17 protein-coding genes are annotated in these 18097 nt (G+C 61.1%); 5 read left to right on the forward strand and 12 right to left on the reverse strand.

Features of this window, described 5'->3' with window-relative positions:
- Positions 1 to 162: 162 nt before the first annotated feature.
- From dprA to ABH939_RS07590, 3 genes are read right to left on the reverse strand one after another with little or no spacing between them, the layout of a single operon-like run.
- Positions 163 to 1290 (reverse strand): DNA-processing protein DprA, encoded by a 1128-nt coding sequence (gene dprA / locus ABH939_RS07580; protein ID WP_003942814.1) that lies wholly within the window; start codon positions 1288 to 1290, stop codon positions 163 to 165.
- Positions 1287 to 2795: a YifB family Mg chelatase-like AAA ATPase gene (locus ABH939_RS07585; RefSeq protein WP_007734866.1), complete on the reverse strand. Its 1509-nt coding sequence runs from the start codon at positions 2793 to 2795 to the stop codon at positions 1287 to 1289. The genes dprA and ABH939_RS07585 overlap by 4 nt, the downstream gene beginning before the upstream one ends.
- Positions 2795 to 3151, reverse strand: a complete 357-nt coding sequence (locus ABH939_RS07590) for a YraN family protein (RefSeq protein ID WP_037130401.1) — start codon at positions 3149 to 3151, stop codon at positions 2795 to 2797. Before ABH939_RS07590 ends, ABH939_RS07585 begins: the two co-directional genes overlap by 1 nt.
- Positions 3152 to 3417: 266 nt before the next feature.
- Between ABH939_RS07590 and ABH939_RS07595 the strand changes: the two genes are divergently transcribed.
- Positions 3418 to 4152, forward strand: a complete 735-nt coding sequence (locus ABH939_RS07595) for a hypothetical protein (RefSeq protein WP_007734864.1) — start codon at positions 3418 to 3420, stop codon at positions 4150 to 4152.
- A gap of 1352 nt (positions 4153 to 5504) precedes the next feature.
- On the opposite strand, the gene ABH939_RS07600 is transcribed toward ABH939_RS07595, so the two are convergent.
- Positions 5505 to 6320 (reverse strand): AraC family transcriptional regulator, encoded by an 816-nt coding sequence (locus tag ABH939_RS07600; protein WP_162114304.1) that lies wholly within the window; start codon positions 6318 to 6320, stop codon positions 5505 to 5507.
- A 144-nt stretch (positions 6321 to 6464) separates the two neighbouring features.
- Here ABH939_RS07600 and ABH939_RS07605 point away from each other — a divergent pair, with 144 nt between their 5' ends.
- From ABH939_RS07605 to ABH939_RS07615, 3 genes are all read left to right on the forward strand, one after another.
- Positions 6465 to 7472: an iron-siderophore ABC transporter substrate-binding protein gene (locus ABH939_RS07605; protein ID WP_378397571.1), complete on the forward strand. Its 1008-nt coding sequence runs from the start codon at positions 6465 to 6467 to the stop codon at positions 7470 to 7472.
- 81 nt (positions 7473 to 7553) lie between these two features.
- The gene (locus ABH939_RS07610; RefSeq protein WP_003942716.1) at positions 7554 to 7772 is read left to right on the forward strand and encodes a hypothetical protein; all 219 of its coding nucleotides are present in this window, start codon (positions 7554 to 7556) and stop codon (positions 7770 to 7772) included.
- Positions 7773 to 7869: 97 nt separating this feature from the next.
- On the forward strand, positions 7870 to 9051 hold the full coding sequence (locus ABH939_RS07615) for an RtcB family protein (protein WP_050656825.1): 1182 nt from the start codon (positions 7870 to 7872) through the stop codon (positions 9049 to 9051).
- Between the two features lie 84 nt (positions 9052 to 9135).
- Here ABH939_RS07615 and ABH939_RS07620 read toward each other — a convergent pair whose 3' ends face one another.
- From ABH939_RS07620 to ABH939_RS07645, 6 genes are all read right to left on the reverse strand, one after another.
- Positions 9136 to 9441 carry a DUF2469 domain-containing protein gene (locus ABH939_RS07620; protein WP_003942715.1) on the reverse strand — a complete coding sequence of 102 codons (306 nt, stop codon included), beginning with the start codon at positions 9439 to 9441 and terminating at the stop codon, positions 9136 to 9138.
- 37 nt (positions 9442 to 9478) lie between these two features.
- Positions 9479 to 10159 carry a ribonuclease HII gene (locus ABH939_RS07625; protein ID WP_024487346.1) on the reverse strand — a complete coding sequence of 227 codons (681 nt, stop codon included), beginning with the start codon at positions 10157 to 10159 and terminating at the stop codon, positions 9479 to 9481.
- 50 nt (positions 10160 to 10209) lie between these two features.
- Positions 10210 to 11013: a signal peptidase I gene (lepB, locus tag ABH939_RS07630; RefSeq protein WP_003942787.1), complete on the reverse strand. Its 804-nt coding sequence runs from the start codon at positions 11011 to 11013 to the stop codon at positions 10210 to 10212.
- Positions 11014 to 11068: 55 nt separating this feature from the next.
- Positions 11069 to 11410 carry a 50S ribosomal protein L19 gene (gene rplS, locus ABH939_RS07635; protein WP_003942791.1) on the reverse strand — a complete coding sequence of 114 codons (342 nt, stop codon included), beginning with the start codon at positions 11408 to 11410 and terminating at the stop codon, positions 11069 to 11071.
- Between the two features lie 89 nt (positions 11411 to 11499).
- Complete coding sequence (locus ABH939_RS07640) at positions 11500 to 12387, reverse strand: hypothetical protein (protein ID WP_003942742.1); 888 nt, start codon at positions 12385 to 12387, stop codon at positions 11500 to 11502.
- Positions 12388 to 12491: 104 nt separating this feature from the next.
- Positions 12492 to 14831: a Tex family protein gene (locus ABH939_RS07645; RefSeq protein WP_007729297.1), complete on the reverse strand. Its 2340-nt coding sequence runs from the start codon at positions 14829 to 14831 to the stop codon at positions 12492 to 12494.
- Between the two features lie 105 nt (positions 14832 to 14936).
- Between ABH939_RS07645 and ABH939_RS07650 the strand changes: the two genes are divergently transcribed.
- On the forward strand, positions 14937 to 15893 hold the full coding sequence (locus ABH939_RS07650; protein WP_003942780.1) for a serine hydrolase: 957 nt from the start codon (positions 14937 to 14939) through the stop codon (positions 15891 to 15893).
- 26 nt (positions 15894 to 15919) lie between these two features.
- Here the strand turns inward: ABH939_RS07650 and rffA are convergent, their stop codons facing one another.
- Both rffA and ABH939_RS07660 read right to left on the reverse strand, forming a co-directional pair.
- Positions 15920 to 17062 (reverse strand): dTDP-4-amino-4,6-dideoxygalactose transaminase, encoded by a 1143-nt coding sequence (rffA, locus tag ABH939_RS07655; RefSeq protein ID WP_003942806.1) that lies wholly within the window; start codon positions 17060 to 17062, stop codon positions 15920 to 15922.
- Positions 17052 to 18038: a glycosyltransferase gene (locus ABH939_RS07660; protein WP_003942691.1), complete on the reverse strand. Its 987-nt coding sequence runs from the start codon at positions 18036 to 18038 to the stop codon at positions 17052 to 17054. Before ABH939_RS07660 ends, rffA begins: the two co-directional genes overlap by 11 nt.
- Positions 18039 to 18097 lie beyond the last annotated feature (59 nt).

Genomic DNA, 18097 nt, shown 5'->3' on the forward strand with positions numbered 1-18097 from the left:
AAAGCATCGAGAATTACATTGCACACAGTCGAGCAAATTCGTGAAAAATAGCCCTGACGTGCCATTTTCGATGCGCTGCGGGTATTGACGATTCACGGTCTTCACAAACGATTAGTGAGCATCGCCACGCATGGTCTGACGGGCGCAGAAGTAGTTCACGTACTACCGCGTCCGAAACCAACCACTGGAATCAGAACTTGCAAATCCCTCCAGTTCGAGCAGAGGAAGAGTGGCACGAACCTGAGCTATGAGCAATCCCGATTCCTCGGACAACTCACGCGTACTGCGAGACCCCGTTCCCGGCAATGCTTCGTATACCAATCGAGAATTGCCTCGCAATGCGTCGATGTCACGCGTCGCGGCCGCATCCTCCGCGGAATCCCCGACACCAAATGGGCCTGACGCTTCGACTACATCCACGGCATTGGACACGAGTTGCGCTTCACCTTCTCGGATCATCCGGTGGCATCCGGTCGACGATGCCGAGGTAACCGGTCCGGGCACCGCCATCACGGGACGGCCTAACTTCCGAGCCCAATTGGCGGTATTGCGTGCACCACTGCGCCAACCCGCCTCGACCACCACTACTCCGTCCGACAACGCAGCTACCAGTCGATTCCTTGCCAGAAACCGGAACTTTGCAGGTGTTGTGCCCGGCGGATATTCACTTATCACTGCACCCGAACTCGCTATCTGTTTGAGTAGTCGCGCATGCCCTGACGGATACGCTCGATCCACGCCACAGGCCAAGACAGCCAGTGTGTTTCCACCTACGCCCAATGCAGCGCGGTGCGCGGCCCCGTCGATACCGAAGGCCGCCCCGGAAATCACGGTCCATCCGTCGACAGCGAGGTCACCGGCAATCTCTGCCGTCACGTGTTCGCCGTACGCAGTAGATGCCCGCGTGCCCACAATTCCAACCGATCTCTCGGTCAGATCAACCAAATCCCCGGACCCCAACACCCACAACACAAATGGCGCCGTCTCACCCCCGGAGGGATCGAGTCCGTCAAAGGAAAGCATTCGCCACGCCGGCCAATCGGCGCAGTTCGGTGTTACGAGTCTGCCACCCATCGCCTCCATCAGGTCGAGGTCTCGTTGGGCTGTGTCGATGTGAGCGCGGGCTCGCGTCTTCTCCTCGATCGCGGGTGGCAGATCGCCGTTGCGAACCGCCCTCGCAGTTTCTTCGACCCCGAGCTCGCCGATCAACATGGACATATATGCGCTAGGGCCCTGCACGACGCGGGACAGATATGCCCAAGCGAGTAGTCGTGGATCGTGTGCAGTCATTGGAATCCCCTGTCTCGAAAGTCGAGTGCGGTGACAACTTGGTCTGGTCCGGGCATCGCTTCACCTGCCAGATCGGCGACACTCCAGGCAACCCGCAACGCTCGGTCCGCCCCACGAGCAGTGATGACACCTTTACGCAGCGCCCGTTCCACCGGCGCCAGCGCTGCACGCGAGAGTCTGAACTTCTGTCTCAACGCCGGCCCTGGTACCTCCGCGTTGGTCCGCCACCCGTACTCACTCCACCGCTGGGCTGCAGTGTCCCGAGCCGCCGCCACGCGCGCACGAACATCGCTGGTGCTTTCCCCCACTTCGTCGATCAGCGCTCCGGTTGCTACCGCCTGCATCCGGACCCTGATGTCGACTCGGTCCAACAACGGGCCAGACAATTTCCCCAGGTAACGGCGACGCGCCGCGGGTGCGCAGACGCAGTCCGCGTCTCGCGGCGGCGCGCATGGGCACGGATTCGCGGCCAGGATCAGCTGGAACCGCGCCGGGTACCGAGCAACTCCGTCCCGCCGGGCGATTCGCACTTCCCCGTCTTCGAGTGGTGTGCGTAGCGCTTCGAGCACCTTCACCCCGATCTCGGCACATTCGTCGAGAAACAGCACGCCGCGATGGGCGCGGCTGACCGCACCAGGACGAGCCATCCCACTACCACCACCCACCAGCGAACTGACCGACGAACTGTGATGCGGCGCAATGAAAGGCGGCATATCGATCAACGGCCGATCCTCCGGCAACACCCCCGCCACCGAATGAATCGCCGTCACCTCCAACGACTCCCCCTCCGTCAACGGCGGAAGAATCCCCGGAAGCCTCTGCGCCAACATCGTTTTCCCGATCCCCGGCGGACCCGTCAACATCAAATGATGCGCACCCGCCGCAGCAACCTCGATCGCCCACCGAGCATCCGTCTGCCCGACAACCTCACTCAAATCCCGCACCGCCACCACACCAGCACGCTCGAAAACATCAGGAACAGCAAGCGCCAACTCCCCACGCAACCACCCGATCACCGCGGACAGATCGTCAGCGCCCAGCACCTCGATCCCCTTCACCAAGCCCGCCTCAGCCAACGCCCGAGCCGGAACCACCACAGTCCCCCACCCCGCCCGCTTCGCCGCAAGCACCGCAGGCAACACACCACGCACCGTCCGCAAACGACCGTCGAGCGCCAACTCCCCCAAAAACACAGTCTCCCGCAACAACTTCCGCGGCAACTTCTTCGCCGCATCGAGAACTGACAACGACAAAGCCAAATCGTAAACACTGCCCACCTTCGGCAACGTCGCCGGCGACAACGCCAAAATCACCTTGCTGTCGGGCCACTCCTCACCGGAATTGGTCACCGCCGCTCGAATCCGATCACGCGACTCGTGCAACGCCGTATCAGGCAGCCCCACCAAATGCACCGCAGGCAACCCGCGCCCGATATCCGCCTCGATCTCCACGATCTGCCCGTCGACACCACTGACCGCAACAGAATGCGCCCGCCCCAACGCCATCAGAACGCATCCACAAAATGCTCGACCGAAGGCACACCGTCGCGACCGATCAACACCGCCACCACATCGAAACGCACCCTCGACCACGACCGACCCGAATCAGTGAGCCACTGCATCGCCAACACCCGAATCCGACGCTGCTTCGCGAACGTCACCGACTCCGCCGGACTCCCGTACCCGACACCAGAGCGAGTCTTCACCTCCACGAACACAATCCGATCACCGGACGTCGCAACAACATCCAACTCGCCGTACCGACAACGCCAATTGCGTTCGACAATCTCCAAACCCGCATCGATCAGGAACTCGACAGCCACATCCTCGCCCCGAGCCCCCAACGCCATATTCCTCGCCATCGCAGCCCCCACCACTCACACGACCGCGCGCCCGCCCCATACGAAGCGCGTCCCAACCACCACCCTCAACCCACCACCACAAAACCAAGCCATCCGAAAACAACCTGTTCACAACTCGGAACCTGTGGAATTCGGCAGCGCGACACACCAACGGCGACCCGAAACCTGACAATTTTCTGAAATCAGCCACATCTTGGACGAAAGTCCAGTAGAACTAGTTACAGTTTTGCTCAAACCGTCACGCACCCCGCTGAATGGAGTTCTACATGGCCCGCCGCTCACTTCGCCACGCAGTAGCAACCACTACATCCCTCGTTCTCATCGCCGCCGGCGTCACTGTTGGACTTGGAGCCTCGGTGGCGCAAGCAGCACCGGCATGCGCGCTCAACCAGTCGGTCACCGACAGTTGGGCCGGTTCCCTCGGGACGCCGTACACCGTCAGCAAGGAGGTTGTCGGCGACGGCAAGGTCGCCCCGGGACAGACGGTCACCTACCTGACAAAGGTTTCCGGTTCGGGAGCACTCGTCAATCAGATCCGCGATTTCCACCCGGCAGGATTCCAGCTGGTCAAGGCTCGCCTGAACGTCAAATGGCTTATCGGCGACCAGAAGTGGGACGACGTCACCAAGACCGTCGTCGTCGGCAACAACTCCGTGGTGGCAAAGGGCGGCGGATGGACCACTGCTGGTGGCGGCATCATCGCATTGGAGACCACCTACAAGGTTCCCGATAACGCAGTTGTCGGCTCTCAGCTCGACAGCGGCGCCGGCACCAACATTGTGCTGGCGGCGGGCGACTGGAACATCAATCCGATGGGCGTGTGCGTCACCATCCGGCAGCCGAACCCCGTCGAGGCGGGCGCCGGAAGCCTCGAGGACATGGGCTTCGGCTCACTCAACTCCGGATCGGGCCAGGTATTCGGTTCCCTCACCGATCCGCAGGGGTCGATGACCAATGTCATCAGCGGTGTCCTGGGCAATGTGCTCGGCAACATGAGCTGACTCAGTTCAGATTAGTAAATGGGCCGAGCCACCAGCATATGCTGGCAGCTCGGCCCATTTCAATGTTCTGGAAGTATCTTCGCCGTTGAAACCATCAATCACTTCCGGCGTTCCGACACCAAAGGTAGAAGCTTAGACATCGAACTGCGGTCTGGATCGCTCGAGGAGACAAGGCCATGACTTCACAGATTGGTACTAATCTCCAAAATCGAACTACCTACTGGTTTATCCCCGAGGAAGGCACACCCATTTTTATTCTATGCGTACCGTCCAGGCGGTCAACGTCGTAGAGCCACTGCTCCGCCCGCCAGCTCGATTTACAATTCGTTTCGAGGTAGACGGACAACCTATTGGCGAGCATGTCTGACTTTGAAGCGACAGTCGACCTGCACGAATTTTCCTATGCCGACAACTTAAGAACTCCGCGAAACTTTCACTTGTATAGTTTGTCTGACAGATTGCAGTTGCAATACAACTCACCCACAAACTGCGCAGCTCCCACAGCAGAAAGTTGGTTCTCAAGTGACGCAGCCACCCAACTCTCCATCTGACCAACCGAACCAAGAGCCCCGACCACCGGAATACTGGCTCGCTCAGCACCAAGCATCGTCGCCAGAATCGGATCAACCTTACGAACCCCATCCCGAGCACGAGACAGATTGGCGATTCGCTGGTGTACCGCCAGTTGGATTCGTACAGGCCGACTCTCCCCTCCCTTCCAACTACATGCCAAATATCGTGGCAGCTCTACTTGCATGTTTCGGGATAATCGTCGGAAGCCTCGGTCCATGGGTGACATTTCTCAACTTCTCAAAGTCTGGTGTCGACGGAGACGGCGTCCTAACACTCGTTCTCGGCGCGGTAGCAGCAATCGCACTGTTCACTATTCTATCTAGAGGAGGAAAGGCCAAATTTGGAGACCGGTGGGTCGCGCCAGCGGTAGGCGCAATCGCGGTCGTGATCGGAATAATCGACGCCATGAATGTTTCAGATGCAGAAGCGACGGTTTTTCGCACCACCGTTTCTCCATCGATCGGGTGGGGGCTTTGGGTTGTCCTCCTTTCTGGCGCAGCATTGTGTGTTACGTCTTCTACGGTTACGCAGATCGTCGGAAAGCGCTCACGATGAGGACATTTCTGATTTTTGTCTAATCGCCATCAAAATGCTGCCGTAACCGATTGACCGATCGTCGAGACGCAGCCCTGAACGAAGAATCCGATGCCAATGCCGACTCTCAGCCTCCGCAAAGCCAGCCTGGGTGTACTGAAGACTGCCACCCTCAGCATTTAGCCTGTCGACGCGAGCACGATCTATCAACTATCGTCTCCGAGTGTGCGACGTGGGTTTCCAACTCAGCGACTCACTGCATCAGCTTTCCCGCCGTACCGGGCCGGCGTCGTACCGAAGGTTTCCCGAAATGCGGCGATGAACCCGCTACTGGTTCGGTAACCCACCTGCGGGGCAACGTCGTTGACACCCTCACCCCGCGCGAGCATCTCGAGCGACGCATACATTCGGGCGCGAGTCCTCCACTGTCCGAAGGTAATCCCAGTATCGGCGACAAAGGCACGCATCAAGGTCTTGGAACTGACCCCGAGTTCGCCCGCCCACTCCCCCAGCGTCCGTGAGTCTGCCGGATCGGCGAGGATCCGTGCAGAAACCGAACTCGCCGCAGCATTACGAGGAACCGCGAGGACGTCGTGCCGTTCGGGCGCGGCAGCAAGAACGTCGTAGAGCAACTCCTGACTCATCAACCGCCGAGCATCGTCGATGGTCCGATCTGCGAGATGGCGCAGCAATTGAGCGGACAGAGCATCGACTTCGAGAACAAGTGGCTGAGTCCACCTGGGCCCGCCAGGGCGTAGATCCGGACGCGCATAGGCCGCAATCATGCACCCCTCCGTCAGAAGTGTCATGTCGTGGAGAACGGTGCCCGGCAACCAGACCAAGTGCTCGCTGTGCAGGTGCCACACGTTGCCTCCGGTAGCGATCCGCATCGTCCCTTCACTCATCCAAGCGATCTGATGCTCGGGGTGTCGATGAGCTCCGTACGCGGTCACTCCGTCGACGACGTTGGTGTAGACCTGAAAATCTTTGAATGTCCGTCCGCGACTATCGGGCAGCGCTAGCAAGGACTTTGGACGAGTCGAGTACTCGATAGTGGACATTTTGCGTCTTTCTGGGCGTATCCGAGTCCATCCTGAAGGATGGACCGACGATCTTGCAAAGGTTAGCCTCACTTTATTGCTGACGCGACCAGTTCAGCACTTCACGCGGAACTCAGATCACTTCGCCCACCACTTCGAAGGAGCATGCACGTGCCCTCACGTAGCACCCGAATCCTCGCCGCCTTATTCACGACGGCCGCGATCATCGGGTTCTCGACCGCCTGTGGAACCTCGCAAGGCGTCGACACCGCATCAGCGCCCCAGAGCAACGACGCATTCCCCGTGACGATCGAGCACGCACTGGGTTCGACGACAATCGACGCCGCACCACAGCGCGTCGTCACACTCGGATACACCGATCACGAACCACTGCTTGCCCTGGGGGTTGAACCCGTCGGAATGGCCGAATGGTGGGGCTCCGGCCTGGATGAAAGCTGGCCGTGGACGAAGGACTACTGGAAGGGAATGACTCCGACCTACATCAACAGCGGCGGAGACTTCAACTTCGAGCAAATCGCGTCCCTCGCACCAGATCTGATCCTCGCGCTGTACGCCGACATCGACACGGAAACCTACAAGAAGCTGACCTCGATTGCGCCGACTGTCGCGCAGAGCAAGGACTACGACGCGTACACAACGCCGTGGACCGACATGACGCTCACCGCCGGGCGCGCCCTCGGCAAAGGACCACAAGCTCAGCAACTGATCACGGATACCGAAAACGCGTTTGCCGCCGCCCGCGCTGCACACCCGGAGTTCGCCGGGCAAACCGCAACGATCGTCAACCTCGACACTCCCGAGGGATACGTGTTCTCGTCGCACGACCCACGCGGCATTTTCCTCTCGTCACTCGGGTTCACCCTCCCCGCGACCGTCGACGCATTCGTCGGCGACCAGTTCGGCGACTGGCTGCCGAACGAGCGATACGACATCCTCGAACCCGTTGATCGTTTGATCGTGATGGCCGATCCGGGGGGAGAGAAAGCCCTCGCCGACAACACGCTCTACCAGCGACTACCCGCCGTGAAGAGCGGAAATGCGATAGTCGTGCGGTACACCGCAGATCCACCCGTCGGCGCGGCGATGTCCGGCAATACCGTCCTGAGCATTCCGTATGCCATCGACCAACTGACAGCCACGTTGTCGAAGTAAACAACAGGGCAGGTATCGAAAATATGTTCGAAGAGTGTTAGCCTCGGGGTCAGGAAGCACTCACGGACATCGAGGATCACCATGGACGAGGTACCGGACACCGCGTTAGATCTGGCTCGACTGGTCGACGAGCTGACGGTTCTCGACCAGCGACGGGTCGACATCGGCGAGAGTTTGGTTCATCTCGAGTACCTCTACTCCCAGATGGGCGCACGGCAACAAGCAGATGCTGCCCGAAAAGCCTTCCAGGAGAAGTACGTCGGACGAATCTACGAACTCGCAGACGGCCTGCGAACCTGAAAAGGGGTTGCACACAACCACTGACCGAGCGCATGGTCATTCCTGCACGACACACCGGACCGATGGGTTCGGCTGTGAACTATGTGGGAGAAATCTGATGGAGAAGATCACCAAGAGGTTGTGGAACTGGGCATCGATACTCGACGAAAACACTCGCGAGCAAGCGCTGCGCACGTCCCAGATGCCTTTTGTCCGTCCACATCTGGCATTGATGCCGGATGCGCACCTCGGTGCGGGAGCGACGGTGGGTTCGGTCATTCCGACGGAAGGCGCAATCATGCCCGCCGCCGTCGGAGTCGATATCGGCTGCGGAATGATCGCGGTCAAAACCCAGTTCAACGCACGCGACCTTCAAGGCCGCGACCTGAGCGTACTTCGCCACAGCATCGAACGCTCCGTTCCGCTCTCGGCAGGTGTCTACAACAAGACGCTGAGCGACACGGCGAAAATCCGCATCGCAGAACTCGAGGCAATGGCGGGCGATCGCCTGGCCTTCTACGACAAGTTCAAGAACAACTGGAGGTTTCAGCTCGGAACGCTGGGCTCTGGTAACCACTTCATCGAGGTGACACTCGATGAAAGCGACGGCGTCTGGCTGTTCCTGCACTCGGGAAGCCGCGGTATCGGAAACAAGCTCGCGCAGCATCACATCAAGATCGCCAAGGACTTGTGCGAGCGGTGGTACATCAACCTTCCCGATCCGGATCTTGCCTACCTGGTCGAGAAGACACCCGAATTCGACTCGTACATCACCGATCTCAACTGGGCTCAGCACTTCGCTTTGCTCAACCGCGAAGAGATGATGGACCGCGTCGTGAAGGACTTCGCGCATTTCATGGGAGACGGCAAGCCCGCGATCATCGACGAAGTCGAGCGGATCAACTGCCACCACAACTTCACCCAGAAGGAGTTCCACATGGGCAGGGGTGTGTGGCTGAGCCGTAAGGGTGCGATCAAGGCAGACGAGGGCACGCCCGGGCTCATCCCCGGTTCGATGGGGACGGCGAGTTACGTCGTCGTCGGGAAGGGAAACGTGCCGTCGTTCAAGTCCAGCCCCCACGGCGCGGGTCGGGTGTACGGACGTAACCAGGCACGCAAGACCTTCACCATCGAAGATCTCGACAAGGCAATGGTCGGAATCGAATACAAGCGTTCCGCGGCGTTCCTCGACGAGATCCCGGGTGCGTACAAGGACATCGACGTGGTGATGGACGACGCGAAGGACTTGGTCGAGATTCGACACACGCTGCGTCAGATTGTGAACGTCAAGGGCAACTGACCCCGCACAACTCCGCGAAATACGAAGTGCCCCGCCGATATCGGCGGGGCACTTCGTTGTCGAGATCAGTCCGGCAAGCGCAGATCAGTCAGGAAGGCGCAGATCCGGCTTGTCCAGCTCTTCGATGTTGACGTCCTTGAAGGTCACGACGCGTACGTATTTCACGAATCGCGCCGGGCGGTACATGTCCCACACCCAGGCGTCGGACATCCGCAGCTCGAAGTAGATCTCCCCGTCTGAATTGTGGGGCAGCAACTCGACCGTGTTGGCCAGGTAGAAACGTCGTTCGGTCTCCACGACGTAGGAGAACTGTCCGACGATGTCCCGGTATTCACGGTAGAGCGACAGCTCCATCTCGGTTTCGTACTTCTCGAGATCCTCGGCACTCATCGGTTTAGCCAGTCCTCCCAGTTCGTCTGAACGTCCATCATCCCGTACGGCCCGCGCGTTGTTCCAACCGGACTCCCGCAGCCACCACGTTGGCATAGGTCATGCGGTGCTCAGGGCACGGCCCCAGCTCGTCGAGTGCGTCCATGTGCAGTGGCGTGCTGTATCCCTTGTGAATCGCGAAGCCGTATCCCGGATGAGTGTCGTCCATCTCGGTCATCACACGATCTCGGGTCACCTTCGCGAGAACGCTCGCCGCGGCGATGCATGCAGCGGCGCCGTCACCGCCGATGACCGGTAGCGACGGAGCCGTCAGACCCGGAACCCGGAATCCGTCGGTGAGAACGTAGCCCGGTTCGAGGTCGAGGCCCGCAACTGCTCGTCGCATCCCCTCGATGTTGGCGACGTGGATGCCGATCTGATCGACTTCCGCAGCGGGAACAGAGATGACACTCCACGCCAACGCCAAGCGCTTGATCGCCGGGAAAAGCTCCTCGCGCGCACGTTCGGTCAGCTTCTTCGAATCGTCGAGCCGCGCGAGGGCTGCTTGCGGTTTCGGCGCCAGGACACACGCTGCAATGACAAGTGGACCAGCGCACGCTCCGCGCCCGGCCTCGTCGACGCCGGCCACCGGACCGAGTCCGGTTCGCGCCAACGCAGACTCCATCGTCCGCAGACCTGCCGATCTGCGAATGACAACGCGAGGGGGCCAACTACTCACTGTCTCTGCCTACTCGGAACTACGCGAATCCATGTGTGCGGTCCGACAACTCAGTTGCCCTGAATATCAGGCGCATCGATGCCGCCCATTCGCGACGGGGGAAGAACGATGAAACGAGCTTGACCGATGATGTTGTCGATCGGGACGGTTCCCTGGAACTCGTCGTCGACGTGGTAGCGCGAGTCGGCGGAATTGCTGCGGTTGTCACCCATGACCCACACGTGGCCCTCGGGAACGGTGATCGGTCCGAAGCAGCGGCCCGACTTCAATTCGGTGTCACACGTTTGCGTTCCCGGAGTGAACGGGAAATCCATCTTGATGTACGGCTCGTCGAGCGGCTTGCCATCGACCAGGACTCGGCCCTGATCGTCACAGCATTCGACGGTCTGGCCGCCGGTAGCGATCACTCGCTTGACCAAGTCGTTCTCGTCCGGCGGAACGAGGCCGACCCACGAACCGACCTCTTGAATACCGCGGACGACAACGTTGTCGGACCGATTGGACACATATTTCGTGTTCCACGAATCGGGTCCCTTGAAGACGACGACGTCGCCGGGTTCCGGATCGCCGAAGCGGTATCCGATCTTCTCCACCACGATGCGGTCACCGGTACATCCCGCACAGCCGTGCAGTGTCGGTTCCATCGACTCGGATGGGATGAGAAAAACTCTGAAGACAAATGCCTGAAGGACGATGCTGAGTACCAGCGCTACGCCGATCAGAACAGGGAGTTCTCGCAGAAACGATCGCTGTTTCTTCTGCGGCCGATGTGAGGTCGGTTCCGCGGAACCGCTTGATCCCTCGTGATTCTCGGGTCCGGACGACAATGCCTGCTCCTTCGAAGAATCTGCCACAGAAACCAGATTAGCCCGACACCGCGCGTACGCGGTGCCGGGCTCATCGGAAAGATCAGCGCTTTTCCTTGATCTTCGCCTTCTTGCCACGAAGCTCACGGAGGTAGTACAGCTTGGCGCGACGGACGTCACCGCGGGTCAGAACCTCGATGGAGGCCAGCGTGGGGCTGTGAACCGGGAAGGTGCGCTCGACGCCGACGCCGAAGGAGACCTTACGGACGGTGAAGGTCTCGCGAACGCCGCCGCCCTGGCGACGAATAACGACGCCCTTGAAGACCTGCACGCGCTCCTTGGAGCCTTCGATAACCTTGACGTTCACGTTGAGCGTGTCGCCGGGACGGAACTCAGGGATGTCGTCGCGGAGCGACTTTTTGTCCAGGAAGTCCAGGGTGTTCATATGTCATCCTTGTATTTCGCAGGAGCAGAGGAACCGAGCGGCACGCGTTTCGGTCTCCCGAAACGGCGCTCGTCTGGTTCGTGCCCAGATCAAGTGCTGCTGCCTGGTCCAGGCAACCCGTCCATTGTGCCAGACGCGGATACCAGCGGGGAAATCGGTGGCGGCGGAGCTGCGTGGATGGTGTGGTCCAGTTCCTGCTCGGCCGCGGTCATCGCATGTTCGACGCTCGGCGATCCGGCTATCAGATCCTGGACGTAGATCTTGGCCCGGATGACGGGCCGACGCCATTTCCGTTCGCGTTCGAGCGCGCGGTTCATCCGTTTCGGCTTGCGCGTGTACCGCCAGCGAGCCCACGGTGCACCCGGCCGGCTCAGGCGGACCGCTCCGATTACCAGCAACGGGAAAACGAACAGGCCGACGAGCCCCGTCCAGATCTTCCCTTTGAGAATCACGATGGCTGCCAAGGCGAAGTTGATCAACGCGACGAAAACGAAGACCAATTTGATCCACGGATCGCGTTCTTCACGGAATCCGGCGACGTCGAGAAGTTCGAGCGGGCGGAAACCCAGCAGCACCAGACCGGTCACGGCGATCGCGACGAAGACCGCATCCACCGAGGTCCGACCTTGTTCGGACCAGTACACATCCTTCAGATAGAAGATCAGTGCGAACTCGTCGAGCACCAACGCCGCACCCATACCGAAGATCGCCGCCAGGACGGCACCGGTGGTCTGCGAACCATCGACGTAGACCGCGATCAACGCACCACCGGAGATCATCATGGCGATCACACCGAACACGACGTGATGCACATGCTGGCCTCCGGGCGCGATGTTGCCCGGCCACCATTTCACTTGCGCGCGAATCATACGGACGCTGAGGCGGATGAAAAGGAAGGCGGACAGGAACCCGAGCAGGAAGAACAGCAACGGCAATCGGCCATGGGCGATGATCTCGCGCTCGAGCCACTCCCGCATCACTGTCCTCCCTTCACCGAATTCATGATCCGACCCTGATCGGATTCATACCGCCAACCGACTCGATTGTGACGATACGGACTTCGAAAACCCGGCGGACGGATTTACTTGCCGAAGCCCGCCTTGCGCAGAGCGTCGGCCATCGACCCGGCAGCAGGCGCGCGGTTGTCCGGTCGCTGCTCGCGTCCGCCCTGGCGTCCGCCATTTCCTCGTTGCTGACCCTGCCCCTGACGCTGGCCCTGCGGCTGGCCCTGACGCTGGGGTTGCCCACCTCGCTGGCCTTCGGACTTGCGGGGCGCTCCCACCTCGTCGTCGAGACGAAGCGTCAGCCCGATGCGTTGGCGTGCCTCGTCCACTTCGAGGACCTTCACCTTGACGACGTCACCTGACTTGACGACCTCGCGTGGGTCCTTGACGAAGTTGTGTGACATCGCCGAGACGTGAACCAGACCGTCCTGATGAACTCCGATGTCGACGAAGGCACCGAAGGCTGCGACGTTGGTGACCACGCCTTCGAGGGTCATGCCGGGCTTGAGATGCGCGACCTTCTCGATACCTGCGGCAAAGGTTGCGGTCTTGAATTCGGGTCGTGGATCTCGTCCCGGCTTCTCCAACTCGGAGATGATGTCGGTGACGGTCGGTAGACCGAATCGCTCGTCGACGTAGTCGGACGCCTTGACCGATCGAAGTGCCTGCGAGTTTCCGATCACGGTGCGCACGTCCCCGCCTGCACTCGCGACGATCTTGCGAACCACCGGATATGCCTCCGGGTGGACGCTCGACGCGTCGAGAGGGTCGTCGCCGTCGGTGATCCGCAGGAAGCCTGCGCACTGCTCGAATGCCTTGGGTCCCAGGCGGGAGACATCCTTGAGACCCTTGCGGGATTTGAACGGACCGTTCTGGTCCCGATGCGCGACGATGCTCTCTGCAAGGGATCCTGCAATTCCGGACACCCGAGCAAGCAGCGGCACGGACGCGGTGTTGACGTCGACGCCGACCGAGTTGACGGCATCCTCGACGACGGCGTCGAGGGAACGCGAGAGCAGCGATTCGGTGATGTCGTGCTGGTACTGACCGACGCCGATGGACTTGGGATCGATCTTGACCAACTCCGCCAACGGATCCTGCAAGCGACGCGCAATGGACACCGCACCGCGAATCGAGACGTCGAGGTCGGGAAGTTCCTGCGACGCGTAGGCCGAAGCCGAGTACACCGATGCGCCTGCCTCGGAGACGACGATCTTGGTCAGGTTGGGCGCGCCGGTCTTCTTGATCAGTTCGGTAGCGAGCGTGTCGGTCTCGCGTGAGGCCGTGCCGTTGCCGATGGCGATCAGTTCGACGCCGTGTTCGGCGACCAGTCCGGCAAGCGTCGCGAGAGCCGCGTCCCACTTGTTCTGCGGCTGGTGCGGGTAAATCGTCTCGTAGGCAACAACTTTGCCGGTTCCGTCGACGACGGCAACCTTCGTTCCGGTGCGGAATCCGGGGTCGAGTCCCATGGTGGGTCGGGCGCCGGCGGGAGCTGCGAGGAGTAGATCCTTGAGGTTGGTGGCGAAGACGTCGACGGCGTCCTTTTCGGCCGACTGCCGCAGACGCATCCGAGTGTCGATACCGAGCGTGACGGCGAACTTCGTCTTCCACGCCCACTTGACGGTGTCGAGAAGCCACCCGTCGGCGGCCCGACCGCGGTCGGCGATCTCGAACCGCGACGCGATGCGGCCTTCGTAGACCGTGCGCTCCCCCGGCGCGAGTTCTTCGGTGTCTGCCGCCATGTTGAGCGACAGCACTTCTTCCTTCTCGCCGCGCAGGACGGCGAGGATGCGGTGCGAGGGCAATTTGGAGAACGGTTCCGAGAACTCGAAGTAGTCAGCAAACTTCGAGCCATCGGTTTCCTTGCCCTTGCGGACCGAGGAGACGACCTGGCCGCGATTCCACATCAGCTCACGCAATTCACCGACCAGATCGGCGTCCTCGGCGAAGCGCTCGACGAGGATCGACCGGGCACCGTCGAGCTGCTCGTCCGAATACTTCGCGGGATCGGTGGTGGGATCTCCGATGAGAGCATCGGCGACGGGCTCGTGGCCGGCCTCGCGGGCGATCTGCGCCTTGGTGCGCCGCTTCGGCTTGAAGGGGAGGTAGATGTCCTCCAGCCGCGCTTTCGTCTCGGCCAGCATGATCTGACCGCGCAGTTGATCGTCGAGTTTGCCCTGAGAGTCGATCTCCGTGAGCACGGCGTCACGACGGTCGTCGAGCTCGCGGAGATACCGCAGCCGCTCGTCCAGGAGTCGCAGCTGGGCGTCGTCGAGCGTGCCGGTGACTTCCTTGCGGTACCGGGCGATGAAGGGCACCGTGGCTCCGCCGTCGAGAAGGTCGACTGCTGCTGCAACCTGGCCTTCGCGGACGTCGAGTTCCTCGGCAATGCGCTGGTTCACGGTCTTGAGAATCACGAGATCCGACCCTACCGCTATCCTGAGACAAGAAGATCGGCAACAGTGCCGTGTCAGGGCTACCGGGGGAAACAATTGAGTACGCGGTACGTCCGGATTGCCGCAATGGTGGCCGCAGTTACTTTTGCGGCTTCGTGCAGCGGTGGACAGAACCCGGATGATCCGATGCAGACCCCCGCCTTTCCCGACACCAATGTTCCGGTAGCCGAGACCCTCGACGGCCGCCTGGGACAGGCTCAGGTGGCTGCGCTCGGGCGTGGTGCGGACGTCTCCATCGCCATCCTCGACCGCTCCTCGGACAAGTACCTCGACGTCGCCGGTGACCAGCAGATCGAAACAGCCTCGGTGGCAAAACTTTTCATCGCCGAGGATCTACTTCATCAGGATGCGCGCGGTGAGCGACCCATCACGGACGACGATCGCACCCTCATGGCGGCGATGCTCGAATCCTCCGACGACACCGCAGCCAACCTCCTGTGGGACGAGGTCGGCGGCCAAGAGGTGATCACCCGCGTCGCCGAGCGTTACGCACTGACCGCGACGACGCCGCCCTGGGACGGAATGTGGTGGAACACCGAGACCACGACACGTGACCTGGTCACCTTCTACAGCGGTGTCCTCGACGACTCCGATCAACTCGGACCTGAACGGGTCGAGCAGTTCGTCGAGTACCTGCGGCAATCCACTCCCGAAGGAACCGACGGTTACGACCAGAGATTCGGCCTGCCCGAGGCCTTGTTCGGCGAGCCCGTCATAGGAGTCAAACAGGGCTGGATGTGCTGTGTCGAGGACAAGTGGATCCATCTGTCCACCGGCATCGTCGGTGACGACAACCGATACATCATCGCGATCGGTTCGCGAGAAGACGTCCAGTACACGGATGAGGACAGCTTCTATCCCGACACCTCGTTCACCGATGCCGTCGACGACGAAAGTGCACTGCACGCACGCGACACGGTCACCGGCGTCACGCAGATTCTCTTCCCGAGCGGAAGCATCGACGACTGGGCAGCGGCATCCACGACCGCGGATTCGGCGATGCCCGAAGCTTCCGGGCCCTGATTCGATCCACGCGGTCGTGTTCGTCCTCAAGCCTGCTTGTACTCGAGCACCGAACCGATGACACGGTCCTGTTGTTCGAACGTGAGCATGGGCCACAGCGGCAGTCGAAGGATCGACGCGGAGAACTCGGCACTACGCACGCACGGCTGCGGTGTTCGGCCGTAGCGCACACCGGCCGCACTCGTATCGAGCGGAACGTAGTGGAACGGCGCCACGATTCCGTCACCGGCAAGGTGCCGAATCAAGCCGTCACGGCTCTCTTCGGTCGGCATCTTGAGATAGAACAGGTGCGCAGTGTGCTCGCGATCATCGGGCACCGCCATGGGCACGACACCGTTCGCGGCCGCCCACTCGCCCAGACTCACGCTGTAGGCATCCCAGACGCGATGCCTGGCCGCCTGAATCGCGTCGAACTCGGATAGTTGTGCGTCGAGGACGGCGGCATTGAGTTCACTGGGCAGATAACTCGACCCGATGTCCTGCCACGAATACTTGTCGACCTGCCCGCGCAGGAAACGCGCACGGTCGGTCCCCTTCTCACGGATGATTTCGGCGCGAGTCATCAACTGATCGTCGGAGAGCAACAGCGCGCCGCCCTCACCGCAGTGAACGTTCTTGGTGTCGTGAAAACTCTGCGTTCCGATAGTTCCGATGGTGCCGAGCGAGCGCCCGCGCCACTTTCCGCCGAGTCCGTGAGCGTTGTCTTCGATCAACGCAACGCCGTGGAGTTCCGCGAGGTCGAGGAGAGGTTCCATGTCCGCGGCGACTCCGCCGTAATGCATGACCAGTACAGCTTTGGTGCGTTCGGTGATCGCCGCCGCGACGCACGCCGGGTCGATGTTGCCGGTACTCGGATCGATGTCGACGAAAACAACAGTGGCCCCGCGCAACGCGACGGCGGTCGCCGCCGAACTGAACGCGAAGCTCGGAACTATTACCTCGTCGCCCGGGCCCAATTCGAGCAGCAGCGCACCCAATTCGAGTGCATGCGTGCACGAGGTGGTCAGCAGAGCATGCGTGGATCCGGTGATCGCCTTGAGCGCTGCAGTCGCGGACTTGGTGAAACGTCCGTCACCGTGAATGTGGTCGGACTCCAGAACCGTTGCCAGATTCGACAATTCGTTCGATGCCCGATAGGGGCGGGAGAAGATGATGCGATCAGTGCTCACGACTACGCCGATCGATCGAGGTTCCGGGCCGCGGGGAGTCGACAGTCAGATACAGCGGCTTTCCGACAAGGACGTGCAGTGCCACACCGAGATATTCGGCAATGAGCCCGAGCGAGAACAGAATCGCACCCGAACAGACCAGCAGCGCCATGATGATCGACGCCCATCCTTCGGGATCATTGTTGTCGCCGGTCATGGCCCCGATGAAGATCACCGCGGCCATGATCACGCCGGCCGACGCCAGGGTGACTCCGAGCAGGCTGACCAGCCGCAGACCGCGTGTTCCGCTACACAACACCATCTTCCAGAACAACGAGAACAAACGGCGGTAGTTGTACCCGGATTCTTCGCGGCCTTCGGCTCGAAGTGTCACCGGCGCCGTGGCCGTGTTACCGACAACCCACGTCAGCGCAACGTCCAGATACACGCCGTTGGCCGCGACGCCGGCCAACTGTCGGCCGATGTCACCGCGGATCAGGCGATAACTTTCGAATCTCGTCGAATCAGGGAACGCGAATACCGTCGCCAAGACGATCTTTGCGCCGCGCGAGGTCAGGTTCCGCAAGAATCCGTGCGGGCGTGTGTTCGTGGGTTTGGAATACACGAGATCGGATCGCTCCGTCAGCGCGGTGTCGAGGAAAGCCCCGATGTGCACCGGGTCGTGCTGGCCGTCCTCGTCCATCGTCACGATCCACTGTCCAGTTGCAGCGGCCATGCCGGCGATGGTCGCCGCGTCCTGGCCGTAGTTGCGGCTGAGCCACACGACACGCACCTGCTCGAAACGGCGCTCCAATTCGAGTAACACGACGTCGGAGCGGTCCGGGCCGTTGTCGTGAACCAGCACGATCTCGTCGACGGAGAACTGCGCACCACCGGGCGTCGCACTCGGTGTGCCCAGGCCGTCCAACTCCTCGACGAGCGCCGTGATCGTCTTTTCGCCCTGATAAACGGGCACTACGACGGAAATCGAGTGCACTCGCTTCCACTCCCTTCAGGGGGCTCGACTGGCGCCGAGAGACAGGCACAATCGGGCCC

The sequence above is a fragment of the Rhodococcus sp. 27YEA6 genome (genome assembly GCF_044908235.1).
Lineage (GTDB): Bacteria > Actinomycetota > Actinomycetes > Mycobacteriales > Mycobacteriaceae > Rhodococcus_F > Rhodococcus_F qingshengii.

Coding starts and splice junctions, on each gene's coding strand:
- dprA (WP_003942814.1), bottom strand. CDS start 1,290: ATGACTGCACACGATCCACGACTACTCGCTTGGGCATATCTGTCCCGC.
- ABH939_RS07585 (WP_007734866.1), bottom strand. CDS start 2,795: ATGGCGTTGGGGCGGGCGCATTCTGTTGCGGTCAGTGGTGTCGACGGG.
- ABH939_RS07590 (WP_037130401.1), bottom strand. CDS start 3,151: ATGGCGAGGAATATGGCGTTGGGGGCTCGGGGCGAGGATGTGGCTGTC.
- ABH939_RS07595 (WP_007734864.1), top strand. CDS start 3,418: ATGGCCCGCCGCTCACTTCGCCACGCAGTAGCAACCACTACATCCCTC.
- ABH939_RS07600 (WP_162114304.1), bottom strand. CDS start 6,320: ATGTCCACTATCGAGTACTCGACTCGTCCAAAGTCCTTGCTAGCGCTG.
- ABH939_RS07605 (WP_378397571.1), top strand. CDS start 6,465: ATGCACGTGCCCTCACGTAGCACCCGAATCCTCGCCGCCTTATTCACG.
- ABH939_RS07610 (WP_003942716.1), top strand. CDS start 7,554: ATGGACGAGGTACCGGACACCGCGTTAGATCTGGCTCGACTGGTCGAC.
- ABH939_RS07615 (WP_050656825.1), top strand. CDS start 7,870: ATGGAGAAGATCACCAAGAGGTTGTGGAACTGGGCATCGATACTCGAC.
- ABH939_RS07620 (WP_003942715.1), bottom strand. CDS start 9,441: ATGAGTGCCGAGGATCTCGAGAAGTACGAAACCGAGATGGAGCTGTCG.
- rplS (WP_003942791.1), bottom strand. CDS start 11,410: ATGAACACCCTGGACTTCCTGGACAAAAAGTCGCTCCGCGACGACATC.
- ABH939_RS07640 (WP_003942742.1), bottom strand. CDS start 12,387: ATGCGGGAGTGGCTCGAGCGCGAGATCATCGCCCATGGCCGATTGCCG.
- ABH939_RS07650 (WP_003942780.1), top strand. CDS start 14,937: ATGGTGGCCGCAGTTACTTTTGCGGCTTCGTGCAGCGGTGGACAGAAC.